Annotated in this window: 11 protein-coding genes and 1 tRNA gene; 5 read left to right on the top strand and 7 right to left on the bottom strand. The window is 34.0% G+C overall.

The window, feature by feature from the left end:
• Positions 1-77: 77 nt before the first annotated feature.
• Positions 78-1,001 carry a hypothetical protein gene (locus tag G6042_RS09355; RefSeq protein WP_169524172.1) on the top strand — a complete coding sequence of 308 codons (924 nt, stop codon included), beginning with the start codon at positions 78-80 and terminating at the stop codon, positions 999-1,001.
• A 63-nt stretch (positions 1,002-1,064) separates the two neighbouring features.
• Positions 1,065-2,192 carry a glycosyltransferase gene (locus G6042_RS09350; protein ID WP_169524171.1) on the top strand — a complete coding sequence of 376 codons (1,128 nt, stop codon included), beginning with the start codon at positions 1,065-1,067 and terminating at the stop codon, positions 2,190-2,192.
• Between the two features lie 110 nt (positions 2,193-2,302).
• On the opposite strand, the gene G6042_RS09345 is transcribed toward G6042_RS09350, so the two are convergent.
• Positions 2,303-2,785 (bottom strand): hypothetical protein, encoded by a 483-nt coding sequence (locus tag G6042_RS09345; protein ID WP_169524170.1) that lies wholly within the window; start codon positions 2,783-2,785, stop codon positions 2,303-2,305.
• A 62-nt stretch (positions 2,786-2,847) separates the two neighbouring features.
• Between G6042_RS09345 and G6042_RS09340 the strand changes: the two genes are divergently transcribed.
• On the top strand, positions 2,848-3,336 hold the full coding sequence (locus tag G6042_RS09340; protein WP_169524169.1) for a DUF456 domain-containing protein: 489 nt from the start codon (positions 2,848-2,850) through the stop codon (positions 3,334-3,336).
• Positions 3,337-3,589: 253 nt separating this feature from the next.
• Here the strand turns inward: G6042_RS09340 and G6042_RS09335 are convergent.
• The 6 genes from G6042_RS09335 to G6042_RS09310 all read right to left on the bottom strand — a co-directional run bounded on the left by G6042_RS09335 (position 3,590) and on the right by G6042_RS09310 (position 11,283).
• Positions 3,590-3,663: transfer RNA gene (locus G6042_RS09335), tRNA-Asp, on the bottom strand.
• An 86-nt stretch (positions 3,664-3,749) separates the two neighbouring features.
• Positions 3,750-4,679, bottom strand: coding sequence for a DUF58 domain-containing protein (locus G6042_RS09330; RefSeq protein ID WP_169524168.1), 930 nt, complete (start codon positions 4,677-4,679; stop codon positions 3,750-3,752).
• Between the two features lie 148 nt (positions 4,680-4,827).
• On the bottom strand, positions 4,828-5,145 hold the full coding sequence (trxA, locus tag G6042_RS09325; RefSeq protein WP_169524167.1) for a thioredoxin: 318 nt from the start codon (positions 5,143-5,145) through the stop codon (positions 4,828-4,830).
• A 112-nt stretch (positions 5,146-5,257) separates the two neighbouring features.
• On the bottom strand, positions 5,258-9,784 hold the full coding sequence (gene dnaE / locus G6042_RS09320; protein WP_169524166.1) for a DNA polymerase III subunit alpha: 4,527 nt from the start codon (positions 9,782-9,784) through the stop codon (positions 5,258-5,260).
• A 291-nt stretch (positions 9,785-10,075) separates the two neighbouring features.
• Positions 10,076-10,441, bottom strand: a complete 366-nt coding sequence (locus G6042_RS09315) for an RNA recognition motif domain-containing protein (RefSeq protein ID WP_169524165.1) — start codon at positions 10,439-10,441, stop codon at positions 10,076-10,078.
• Between the two features lie 128 nt (positions 10,442-10,569).
• A complete protein-coding gene (locus tag G6042_RS09310; RefSeq protein WP_169524164.1) occupies positions 10,570-11,283 on the bottom strand; it encodes a DUF6252 family protein in 714 nt (237 codons plus the stop codon).
• Between the two features lie 199 nt (positions 11,284-11,482).
• Between G6042_RS09310 and G6042_RS09305 the strand changes: the two genes are divergently transcribed.
• Positions 11,483-12,064: a 30S ribosomal protein S16 gene (locus G6042_RS09305; RefSeq protein ID WP_169524163.1), complete on the top strand. Its 582-nt coding sequence runs from the start codon at positions 11,483-11,485 to the stop codon at positions 12,062-12,064.
• 14 nt (positions 12,065-12,078) lie between these two features.
• Positions 12,079-12,603 carry a ribosome maturation factor RimM gene (gene rimM, locus G6042_RS09300; protein ID WP_169524162.1) on the top strand — a complete coding sequence of 175 codons (525 nt, stop codon included), beginning with the start codon at positions 12,079-12,081 and terminating at the stop codon, positions 12,601-12,603.
• Positions 12,604-12,659 lie beyond the last annotated feature (56 nt).

The raw sequence follows: 12,659 nt of genomic DNA, 5'->3' as shown, positions 1-12,659 counted from the left end.
GTATTATTTCACTAATTTATAACTAACAGACTTTAAATCTCACAAATTTCTGATAGTTTTTCATTTACTTTGCACCAATGATTTCAATTCCTCACAAAGCTAAACAATTCAGTGTTTTTATTGTCAAACTTTTGATTGTTCTTGGCGCATTTTATTTTATTTACGACCGATTAGCCAATGACAAAAGTCTTGATTGGGAAAAATTTGGACAATTGATTGAAGAAAAAGCTACTTTTATCAGTGTTTTTATTTTGTTACTTTTCAGTGTTGCGAACCGTTTTTTTGAAATCCTGAAATGGCAAAATTTGGTAAAAGTGATAAAACCGATTAGCCTTGGCGAAAGCTCAAAACAAGTTCTTGGCGCATTGACTGCCGGAATTTTTACTCCAAATGGACTTGGCGAATATGCCGGAAAAGCATTATTTTTCAATAAAAATGAAACCAAAAAAGTCATATTTCTTAACTTAATCTGCAACGGAATTCAAATGATTTTGTCGGTTGCGTTTGGAACGATTGGGTTATTTGTTTTGGGTTATTGGAAATGGAGTTTTGCCATCATTGGTTTGGCTGTTTTCTTGATTTTATTTTCTTTTTTTACCAAAAAAATTAAAATCAAAGGTTATTCAATTGAAAAACTAATTCAGAAAATTAACGAAATTCCAAAAGCTATTCATAACAAAAACATCGGTTTGGCTATTTGTCGCTATTTAGTTTTTTCGCATCAATATTATTTTTTATTTGTTCTATTTGGTGTAGATTTACCTTATATTACATTGATTTCAAGTATTGCAGCCGTTTATTTTTTAGCTTCTTCATTACCAAGTTTTCAGTTTTTGGACTTTGCTGTAAAAGGAAGCGTTGCGATATTTTTCTTTGGAAGATTAGGCGTTAGCGATTGGATTGTCGTGTTTATTTCGACATTAATGTGGTTTTTGAATGTTGTTTTACCGGTAATTATTGGAAGTTATTTTGTTTTGACTTTTAAAACGAAGAAAACTTAAAAAAATAGACACAAATTTCACAAATTATCACAAATTAATTTGTGTTCAAAAATTTAAAACATCATGATTGAGATTATACTATTTTGCATTCTACTATTTTACATTGGATTTATTCTCCAACTGATTTTTGGTTTTAACAAGGTAAAATCATTTGCAAAAACAGATAAAACTCCAACAACTGCTTTTACTATTATTGTTCCTTTTAGGAATGAAGAAAAAAATCTATCGAAGCTTTTGGGTTCTTTTTCAAAGTTGAATTATCCTCACGAATTGATCGAAATTATTTTAGTAGATGATTTTTCCAGCGATTTATCGGAAAGGATTTGTATCCAATGGCGAATGCAAAATGACGATATTGATACAACACTTTTGGAAAACCTGCGTTTATCCAATTCACCCAAAAAAGATGCGATTGCACGAGCCATGCCAATTGCTAAAAATCCTTGGATTATTACTACCGATGCGGATTGTATTGTTCCAAAAAATTGGTTGCAAACTATTGATAATTTCATACAGCAAAATCAAACCGAAATGATTGTTTGTCCAGTGATTTATAAAACGAAAAACAACTGGTTTCACCATTTACAACAATTGGATTTATTGAGTTTGCAAGCTACAACTATTGGAAGTTTTGGGATTAAAAAACCATTTATGTGCAATGGTGCCAATTTTGCTTACACTAAGAAAATTTTCAAAAAATTGGACGGTTTCAACGGAAACAACAAAATGGCTAGTGGCGATGATGTTTTTTTGCTCCAAAAAGCAATTCATTCCAACGAAAAAGTTTCTTATTTAAAGCATCGTGATGTTATTGTTAAAACAAAACCCGAAAATGATTTGTTTGCTTTTTTTATGCAACGCGTTCGTTGGGCAAGCAAAACGACTGGTTACAAAAACAATTATGCCAAAATTTTGGCTGTCGCTGTCTTGTTAGCTAATTTGAGTTTGATTTGCGGTTTGTGGTTTACGGTTTGCGGTTGTTTGGATTGGAAATTGTTTATCGGATTGTTTTTAACGAAATACTTAGTTGATTACATTTTACTTTTTAAAGGGAACGACTTTTTAAGAAAAGGAAAATTTCTGTTGCCGATTGTTAGTAGCATTATTTATCCGTTTTACAGCAGTTTTACAGGAATTTATTCGGTTTTGCTTGGAAAGTTTACTTGGAAAGACCGAACGTTTACTAAATAGCCCGGATGGAAGCGGCATCCTTTTTCTTTTTTCTTTTAAAAAAGAAAAAGATAGAGCGAACAGCCGGACTGCCGTGTAGCTAATTGACGAAGAACCTGCTCCTGAAAATTTTATTCTTGCTTGATAATTACTGGAAGAATGAATTGGGTTTTAACCGGAATTCCTCTTTTGATTGCTGGGTTAATTTTAGGGAAATCGACCAATCGCGCTCGAAGAATGCTGTCAATCCTGATGGTATCGTAAGCCACGGAATCCTGCGGAAAATGAGGTTCGAAGCTGATTTTCGAATCGGGAAAAACGGTAACTTTTACTTCTATGGTATCGAGTTGCGGATACAAAGTTCGTAAAGTGTCGATGGCTAATTTTTGTTCTATTGTTGCGGTTAAAAAGTCGAAAAAGCATTGTTTTCGGGCATTTTCATCGGATATTTTTTCGCAATCTGATACTGATGGTAGTTCGTCGACTTCTTTCCAATTGATTTCTTTTAGTTGCTTATCCAATAATTCTTTTTCATTAGGCACTTTTTTGTCAAATAATTGACAAGAAGTGAAAAAGAGATTGGACAAAAGAAGAATTGCAATAAATTTTCTCATATTTTAGTACTGGAAAGAAAATTGGGTTTTAGATTTCCCAAATGTAATAAAATTTAATTTCTATGGATACTTTACTTTTAATTGTTGGGCTAATTCTTATGATTTTAGGATTGATTGGTAGTTTTTTGCCTGTTTTGCCTGGTCCAACTTTGAGTTGGTTTGGTTTTGTGTGTCTTTATTTTACCAAAACGGTTGAGGCAAATTATTGGGTTTTGGGCATTACGTTTTTGATTACGGTTTTTATAACTGTTGCTGATTATATTATTCCTGCGAAAGGAACGAAAACGTTTGGCGGAACAAAATATGGTGTTTGGGGAACGAATATTGGGTTACTTATTGGGTTGTTTTTTCCGCCGATAGGTTTTGTTGTTGGACCTTTTGTTGGTGCGTTTGTTGGAGAAATACTTTATAATTCTAAAGATACAAATGGCGCACTGAAAGCTGCTTTTGGTTCGTTTATTGGGTTTTTGGTTTCTACCTTTATGAAGTTTGTAGTCTGCTTTTCATTTCTTATTCTTTATATCTATATCGCGGTGAAGAATTTTGTTTAAAGTGAATTTGATACAACTTTTTTTTAAAAGCCACGAATTACACAAATTTACACAAATTAATAAACAGACGTTTCATAAACAACAAATGACATAAAAAACAAAAAAGCCATCCACAAAAGTGGAGAGCTTTTCATTGGTCTAACTACTAAACCGTGATACGAGTTACAAATTCGTATCGAAACAACACAACTAATCTTAAATGCTTTTTGGGCAAAAAAGGTTTTCATTTCTGAAAACCTTTCTTCCAATTTAGCGGTCTGGACGGGACTCGAACCCGCGACCCCATGCGTGACAGGCATGTATTCTAACCAACTGAACTACCAAACCTTTGCTTTATTGCGGTTGCAAATATACAACGCTTTTTTAGTTATGCAACTTTTTTTGAAAAAAAATATTGACTTTTTTTTACCCAACTAACCAAACATTTGTTTTTCAACTAAATATGTCGTTAAAATTTTTTCAAAATTTTCTTCAACAGCTACTGGAACGTACTTAATTTTGTTCTGAGCGCAGGTCATTGCAATGTCTTTAAAGTATAAATTGACTTGCTCTTCGTATGCTTCTTTGATGTTATCGGCAAAAATATTGATTTGTTCTCCTGTTTCTAAGTCGATAAATTTTCGTGGCGCGTTGTCAAAATCAAAATTGATTTCGGTTTTTTTATCATAAACATGAAAAATTACGACTTTATGTTTGTTGTGTTTTAAATGTTGTAATGCATTGAAAAGTTTTTCTTTATCGGCTGTGTTTTGAAACATATCGGTAAAGAGAATTATCATTGAACGACGATGTACTTTCTCAGCTATTTGATGAAGATAGGTTATCGTATCGGTGGATTTTGCTTCTTTTGGATTTTCAAGCAGATTTTCCAAGGTGTTCAAAATCATTCTATGGTGTCGATCGCTTCCTTTTTCGGGTGCATAATATTCGTATTTATCTGAATAGACGCTTAACCCAACGGCATCACGTTGTTTTTTTAGCAAATTCATTAAAACTGCCGATGCTAAAACGGAAAATCCTATTTTATTGTGAAAAAACAAATCGTTATTATTCAGTTTTGGATAATGCATCGACGACGAATTATCAATGATTAAATGACAACGAAGATTGGTTTCTTCTTGATATCTTTTGGTGTATAATCGGTCGGTTTTAGCAAAAAGTTTCCAATCAATATTTTTTGTGCTTTCGCCTGAATTATAGATTTTGTGTTCGGCAAATTCGGCTGAAAATCCGTGAAATGGTGATTTGTGCATTCCGGAAATAAATCCTTCAACTACTTGGTTTGCTAAAAGCTCCAAATGTTTAAATCCTGATATGATTTCTTTTTGTTGTTCTATCTTCATAACTTCAAAGATATTGAAAGGTTTATAAACTATCTTATAAAAATTTATTAAAATACTATGGTTTATTTTTTTTCACGAGTTTAAACCCGTGGCAACAAAAAAAGCCTGACTTTACAATCAGGCTTCTTAAATTCTCTTTCATTATTTTTTATAACAATGCGTCGATTGCATCGGTATAGGTTTTCTTTGGCGCAACGCCAACTTGACGACCTACAACTTCTCCTTTTTGGAAAACTAAAACCGTTGGAATGTTACGAACGCCATATTTTGCTGCAAATTCTTGGTTTGCATCTACGTCAACTTTTCCAACTACTGCTTTTCCGTCATATTCGGTTGCGATTTCGTCAATAACTGGTCCAACCATTCTACATGGTCCGCACCAAGCTGCCCAAAAATCTACTACTACTGGTTTGTCTGATTGTAAAACTACTTCGTCAAAAGTAGCATCTGTTATTGCTAATGCCATTATATTTAATTTTTTGTTTATTATTTTATGATGCAAATTTACGCATTAAAAACTTAATTTATTGTTAATTGAAAATTAGTTTTGACTATGCTAAAATCATTATAATTGATACTTAATTGAGTTTGAAATTCACCTGAAGTTTTTCTAATTCGTTTAAAAACTCGGATGAAATTTTGACTTTTGTTTTTCGGCTTGGCATTGAAATCGCAGTTATAACTTTGTTTTCTTCAATAGTTTCGGTAACGTTCATAGCAATTTCTGAAGTTATTTCGCTGTCGATTTCGTCTGTTATTACTTCGTCACTATCTTCATTGATAACAGGTTGAATTTCGATTTCTTTTTTTACTTTTTCTATTTCTAATACTTCAAATGTTACGCTGTGATCGCCTTGATGTTGCGTCATTATTTGACTTAATTGATAAACAAAATCTTGATGAAGCTCTTTTATATTCAACATGATTATCAATTTTTTGGCATAGGTTGGCAATACATCAGCTAGCATTTTAGCTTCCATGAATTGCATCCTTGGATCGGATTTTTTTCCAGTTTCGCGGTTTACCCAACCATCTTTTACCAAAACTTTGAAATAAACAAATTGGTTTTGGACTAAGAAATGACGGAATTTCAAGTATTCTTCATCAAAAATTCGAAATTCATAACTTTCGTCATAACCTTCGAGAAGAAATGTTGCCCAACCTTTTCCGTTTTTAGCTGTTCGATGTTGAATATTGGTCACAATTCCGCCAAACGAAACTGTTTTACCCACCAAACTTTCTAGTGATTTTAATTGTTCCAACTTGACATTACAGAAATATTCCATTTCAAATTTATAATCATCAAGCGGATGACCTGAAATGTATATTCCAACGACTTCTTTCTCGCGAGCCAATTTTTCCATTGTACTCCATTCTTCGCACGGCGGAACAATTGGTTCGGCTATTTGAACATCACTTGCTTCGCCAAACAAACTTACTTGCGATGAATTTTCGTTCTCCTGAAATTTTGAACCATAACGCATAGCTTTTTCTAAAAACGTAATTCCTTCGCCTTCAATGTGGAAATACTGTGCGCGATGCGTATCCGTAAAACAATCAAAACCTCCAGCTAGTGCTAAACTTTCGAATGCTTTTTTATTGGCAGCACGCAAGTCGATTTTTTTGGCTAAATCAAAAATCGATTTATAAGGTGCATCTTTTCTATTTTGAACAATCGTATCAACGGCATTTGCGCCAACTCCTTTTACAGCTCCAATTCCAAAACGAACTGCATAATCATTGTTTACGGTAAATTTATAATACGATTCATTTACATCTGGACCAAGCACTTTCAATCCCATTCGTTTACATTCTTCCATGAAAAATGAAACTTGTTTGATATCGTTCATATTATTAGAAAGTACCGCAGCCATATATTCTGCTGGATAATGTGCTTTTAAATAGGCCGTTTGATAGGCAATCCAAGCATAACACGTCGAGTGCGATTTATTGAAAGCATAACTCGCAAAAGCTTCCCAATCGGTCCAAATTTTATCCAATTTCTGTTCGTCATGTCCATTTGCTTTTGCTTGATCAATGAACTTAGATTTCATTTTATCCAAGACATCTTTTTGCTTTTTACCCATTGCTTTACGAAGTACATCGGCATCACCTTTAGAAAAATTGGCTAACGATTGCGACAAAAGCATTACTTGTTCTTGATAAACCGTAATTCCATAGGTTTCACCAAGATATTCTTCGCATGCTTCTAAATCGTATGTAATTGGTTCTTCTCCATTTTTTCTTTTAACGAAAGATGGAATATACTCCAATGGTCCAGGACGATACAAGGCATTCATCGCAATTAAATCTCCAAAAACGGTTGGTTTTAATTCGCGAAGGTATTTTTGCATTCCAGGCGATTCATATTGGAAAATACCAACGGTTTCACCTCTTTGAAATAACTCATAGGTTTTGACATCATCAATTGGAAATTCGTCAGGATTGAGCTCAATTCCTGTTCGATATTTTACTAATTTGACCGTATCTTTTATTAAGGTTAGGGTTTTCAAACCCAAGAAGTCCATTTTTAATAATCCTGCACTTTCGGCAACTGAGTTATCAAATTGGGTTACATATAATTCAGAATCTTTGGCAGTTGTAACTGGAACGAAATTGGTAATATCATCTGGTGTGATGATAACTCCACAAGCGTGAATTCCTGTATTTCGGAGCGAACCTTCTAAAACTTTCGCTTGCTGAATAGTTTCTCCTGCTAAATCGCCTTCGTTGGCAATGGCAATTAATTCTTTTACTCTATCAAATTCATCGGAACGAAGTGCTTTTTTTACATCTTCTTCTTTTTCGGAAATAAATCGTGCCAAATTCCATTTTGACGGCATCATTCCCGGAATTAATTTGGCAATTCTATCGGCTTCAAAAAGTGGCAAATCCAACACACGAGCGGTATCTCGAATAGCCGATTTAGTTGCCATTTTACCATAAGTAATAATTTGTGCTACTTGATTTGCTCCGTATTTATTGATAACATAATCCATAACTCGACCACGACCTTCATCATCGAAATCAATATCGATATCGGGCATCGAAACCCTATCTGGATTTAGGAAACGCTCAAAAAGCAAATCGTATTTGATTGGATCAATATTAGTAATTCCTAGACAATATGCTACAGCAGAACCAGCAGCAGAACCACGACCTGGACCAACAGAAACATCCATTTTTCGGGCTTCGGCAATGAAATCTTGTACAATTAAGAAATAACCTGGATAACCCGAATTAGAAATGGTAAGCAATTCAAAATCCAATCGTTCTTGAATATCTGGAGTGATTTCGCCATAACGTTTTTTGGCTCCTACCATCGTTAAATGTCGCAGATAGGCATTTTCTCCTCGAACTCCGCCATCAATAGCATCTTCTGGATTTATAAATTCGTCTGGAATAGCATATTTTGGAAGTAAAACATCACGATACAGCGAATAGGTTTCAACTTTATCAATAATTTCTTGAACGTTGATGATGGCTTCGGGCAAATCTTGGAATAGTTTTTTCATTTCGTCTTCCGATTTGAAATAATATTCCTGATTAGGCAATCCGTAGCGATATCCACGACCACGACCAATTGGTGTGGCTTGTTTTTCACCATCTTTTACACACAACAAAATATCATGTGCATTCGCATCTTCTTTGTTTACGTAATACGTATTATTGGTAGCAACTAATTTTACTTTGTGCTTTTGAGAAAACTCAATCAAAGTTTTATTCACCCGATTTTCATCTTCTTGATTGTGGCGCATGATTTCTAAATAAAAATCAGCTCCAAATTGTTCTTTCCACCAAATTAAAGCTTCTTCGGCTTGATTTTCACCGATATTTAAAATTTTACTCGGAATTTCTCCATATAAATTTCCTGATAAAACTATAATATCTTCTTTGTATTTTTCGACTACCGATTTATCAATTCTTGGCACATAATAGAAGCCATCGATGTAGGCAATAGAAGCCATTTTTGCCAAATTGTGATACCCTTTTTTGTTTTTAGCAAGGAAAACCACTTGATAACCATTGTCTTTTTTAGTTTTATCTTTATGATTATCACAAATATTGAATTCACAACCTACAATGGGCTTGATTTCAGTATCTTCTGGTTCTTCACCGTTTGCAATAGCTGTATCAATTTTAGATTTTACAGTTTTATTATGGTTCATAACCGCACTTACAAAATGAAATGCGCCCATCATATTTCCAGTATCGGTCATAGCAACAGCTGTCATTTTATTTTTGGCTGCTGCCGAAACTAATGCTGGAACTCCAATGGTAGATTGTAAGACCGAAAACTGTGTATGATTATGCAAGTGAGCAAATTTTGAACGCTTAAAATCGTGTTTATCTTCGTCGGAAATTGTAGTTTGAACGGTTTCGTTTTCAACTTTTTGAAGTTTCTTTCTAATTTGGTCAGAAGCTTCTTTGAGGTTGATGTGTTTTAGACCAATAAGCTGAATTGATCTTGGATTTTTTAATTGAAAATCTTCAAAATATTCGGGTTCAACATCAAGTTCTTCTTTGGAAAAAACTTCGGTACGAATTAATTCTAAGAAACAACGTGTTGTAGCTTCAACGTCGGCAGTTGCATTGTGAGCTTCTGCAAAAGGTTCGTTGAAAAGATATTGATGTAACTCGGTTAGTGTTGGTAATTTATATTTTCCGCCACGTCCACCAGGCAATTTTAAAAGCGATGCTGTAACTTCTGTACACGTGTCGAGAATTGGTATTTTGGACATTTGCGAATCGATTCCCATTCGGTAGAATTCGCAACCCATGATGTTAACGTCGAAACCTACGTTTTGTCCAACAATGTATTTGGCTTTTGATAAAGCTATGTTGAATTTCTCCAACATTTCTTTGAGTTGGATTCCGTTTTGTTGTGCTAATTCGGTTGAAATTCCGTGAATTCTTTCGGCATCGTAAGGAATATTAAACCCTTCAGGATTGATGAGATAATCTTGGTGTTCGACAAGGTTTCCCATTTCGTCGTGCAATTGCCAAGCTATTTGGATACATCTTGGCCAATTGTCTGTGTCAGATATTGGCGCTGCCCAACTTTTTGGTAATCCTGTGGTTTCGGTGTCGAATATTAAATACATAGCTTTCAAAAATCAATGTCAATTACAAAAGTCAATATCAAAAAAGTGGTTTTTGACTTTGTTCAAAATTACATTTTAAGGAAGAGATTGTCAATTTTAGTTATCAACAAATTGTGGTTTTTCTCTCTTAGTTTTCTTTTAGCCCTGATAGAGCCGATATCCTCGTAATGCAATGGAGAGATAAAGGCGAAAGCAGGAATAGGGTTTGAATTTTGCGCTAGCGTGTTGCTCTTAAAAACAAAAAATCACCTCGAAGTGAGATGATTTTTATTTATTTTGATTTTGTAAAGACTAGTATCTTCCTCTGTTGTTGCTGTTTCCACCGCCGTAGTTTCCACCACCGCGAGAGTTTCCACCACCATTATAACCACTTCCGCCTGAACGATTGTTGTTAAAAGATCTTCTTTCACCTTCTGGTTTTGGCTCAGATTTGTTTACTACAATTGTACGACCTTCAACAGTTGCACCATTTAATTCTTCAATTGCTTTTAATGCCTCGTCATCATTTGGCATTTCAACAAAACCGAAACCTTTACTTCTTCCAGTAAATTTATCAGTTACCACTTTAACAGAGTCTACTGCTCCATAAGCCTCAAAAGACTCTCTTAAATCTGCTTCCTCAATACTCCAAGGAAGACTTCCAACAAAAATGTTCATGTTTAATTTTTAAAATTTGGTCAAAGGTAGTTTAAATAAACTTATAATCAGCTTATTATTTGGATTTTGTTGAAAAAATAAAACCATCCGAAGATGGTTTTATACTATTTATTTATGTTGTTCTTTTCTTATTGTTGAGGAAAGATTGGAACTTTATAGAATTCTCCGTACTGAAAGTTTACTACTTGTCCGCTTATTGGATTAGTAATGTCGCTTGCGTTGAACTTAAATTTTCCTGAAATAGTCATTTTTGTAGCGTCGTATTCTGTGATTTCAATTTCGCCATTGCTGTTTCTAACATTTAAAACTCTAAATCTACAGTTTAAATTTCCACCTGTAACGGTAATTAAATCGCCTGCCATATAACCATTTCCTGGAGCAACAATAGTTATTTTTGTTACAACTCCAGCATCGTTAGCTGTTGTTGCTACATATAAACCGCTTCCTGTTCCTCCTGTAGTTTCAACATTTCCAGAGGTAGAATATCCTGTTCCGCCTGAAACTAATGTTGTTCCTGAAACTTGTCCTGGAACTGGAATTGTTGCATATTCTTGAGTAAATCCATCAAGTGTTAATGAATAAGATGCAAAATTATCTTGATTACTTGTTCCTAATGAATATTTACCAACATTAGTGCTAGAAGTTCCTAAAATCACTTCTTCAAATTGGTTTAAACCTTCAATAGTTACACTTCCTGAAGAAGAAAGATATGCTCTTGCATCGTTTGCTCTCCAAAAAGCATCATCTTTTTGACCTTGAAAACCAGGTGAATTGAATTTAACATCTTCTTCACACGAAACAAGTGAAGCTAACAATATAAATAGAGGCAATATTCTTTTCATTTTCTTAATTATTATTTGACAAAAATAACTTTTTAAAGCAAAAATACTAACATATTTTCAAAAAAATGCAACTGAAATTATAGTTAAAATTGTCACTATCAATAAAAAGTGAACTACTGGGTTGTATTTTAAATTAAAAAAACTATCTTTGCGCCCTTAAATAACCGAGGTCGAGAACCTCAAATTAATCAAAAAGATTATGTCAGTAAAAATTAGATTACAAAGACACGGAAAAAAAGGGAAACCTTTTTACTGGATCGTAGCAGCTGATGCTCGTTCAAAAAGAGATGGTAAATACTTAGAAAAAATTGGTACTTACAATCCAAACACTAATCCAGCAACTATTGATTTAAACCTTGACCAAGCGGTACAATGGTTACACAATGGTGCTCAACCAACAGATACAGCTAGAGCAATCCTTTCTTACAAAGGTGCTTTATTGAAACACCACCTTGATGGCGGAGTTCGTAAAGGTGCTTTAACTCAAGAACAAGCTGATGCAAAATTAGCTGCTTGGTTAGACGAAAAAGCTGGAAAAGTAACCGCTAAAAAAGACGGATTATCTAAAGCTAAAGATGAAGCTAAAGCTAAAGCTTTAAAAGCTGAAAAAGAAGCTAATGACAAACGTGCCGCTGCCGCTGCTGAAGCTGCAAAAGCAGAAGAAGCTGTTGAAGAAGTAGCAGAAGAAACTGCTGAAGTTGCTACAGAAGAAACAGTTGCAGAGGTTGCTACAGAAGAAACTCCAGCTGCTGAAGAAACTAGCGAAGAAACTGAAGCATAATTTAGTAAGCAATTATGCGTAAAGAAGATTGTTTCTATTTAGGTAAAATTGCTAAAAAATTTAGTTTCAAAGGAGAAGTTCTTATCTATTTAGATACAGACGAACCCGAATTATATGAAAATATGGAATCAGTATTTGTTGAATTCAACAAAAATCTGGTTCCATTTTTTATTGAAAATAGTTCTCTACACAAAAATGATTTTCTACGTGTTCGATTTGAAGATGTCGACTCCGAAGAAGAAGCCGACAAATTAATTGGATTAGAAGTATACTTACCTTTATCAATGTTGCCAAAACTAGAAGGCAATAAATTTTATTTTCACGAAGTTATAGGCTTTGAAATTGAAGACAAGCGATTAGGTGTTTTTGGAAAAATTATATCCATCAACGATTCTTCTGCGCAGCCATTGTTTGAGGTTGTTAATGGTTCTGTTGAAATTCTTGTTCCAATGATTGATCAATTTTTAGTGAAAATTGACAGAGTTAACAAGAAAGTCATCATGGATTTACCAGAAGGACTTGTAGAAATGTACTTGTAAATACATAAAAATAATTTTGAACCATTAAGAAATTAAGTTTCATTAAGCATCTCCTT

Origin of the sequence: Flavobacterium solisilvae (assembly GCF_012911605.1) — a bacterium.
Classification (GTDB): Bacteria; Bacteroidota; Bacteroidia; order Flavobacteriales; family Flavobacteriaceae; genus Flavobacterium; species Flavobacterium solisilvae.
The sequence above is the reverse complement of the archived record's forward strand: the minus strand, read 5'-3'. Positions and strand labels throughout refer to the sequence as shown.

What these genes read in the sequence shown, in the direction of transcription:
- G6042_RS09315 (WP_169524165.1), bottom strand. Translation starts at nt 10,441, where the DNA reads ATGAACATTTTTGTTGGAAGTCTTCCTTGGAGTATTGAGGAAGCAGAT.
- rimM (WP_169524162.1), top strand. Translation starts at nt 12,079, where the DNA reads ATGCGTAAAGAAGATTGTTTCTATTTAGGTAAAATTGCTAAAAAATTT.
- trxA (WP_169524167.1), bottom strand. Translation starts at nt 5,145, where the DNA reads ATGGCATTAGCAATAACAGATGCTACTTTTGACGAAGTAGTTTTACAA.
- G6042_RS09310 (WP_169524164.1), bottom strand. Translation starts at nt 11,283, where the DNA reads ATGAAAAGAATATTGCCTCTATTTATATTGTTAGCTTCACTTGTTTCG.
- G6042_RS09345 (WP_169524170.1), bottom strand. Translation starts at nt 2,785, where the DNA reads ATGAGAAAATTTATTGCAATTCTTCTTTTGTCCAATCTCTTTTTCACT.
- G6042_RS09330 (WP_169524168.1), bottom strand. Translation starts at nt 4,679, where the DNA reads ATGAAGATAGAACAACAAAAAGAAATCATATCAGGATTTAAACATTTG.
- G6042_RS09350 (WP_169524171.1), top strand. Translation starts at nt 1,065, where the DNA reads ATGATTGAGATTATACTATTTTGCATTCTACTATTTTACATTGGATTT.
- G6042_RS09340 (WP_169524169.1), top strand. Translation starts at nt 2,848, where the DNA reads ATGGATACTTTACTTTTAATTGTTGGGCTAATTCTTATGATTTTAGGA.
- G6042_RS09355 (WP_169524172.1), top strand. Translation starts at nt 78, where the DNA reads ATGATTTCAATTCCTCACAAAGCTAAACAATTCAGTGTTTTTATTGTC.
- dnaE (WP_169524166.1), bottom strand. Translation starts at nt 9,784, where the DNA reads ATGTATTTAATATTCGACACCGAAACCACAGGATTACCAAAAAGTTGG.
- G6042_RS09305 (WP_169524163.1), top strand. Translation starts at nt 11,483, where the DNA reads ATGTCAGTAAAAATTAGATTACAAAGACACGGAAAAAAAGGGAAACCT.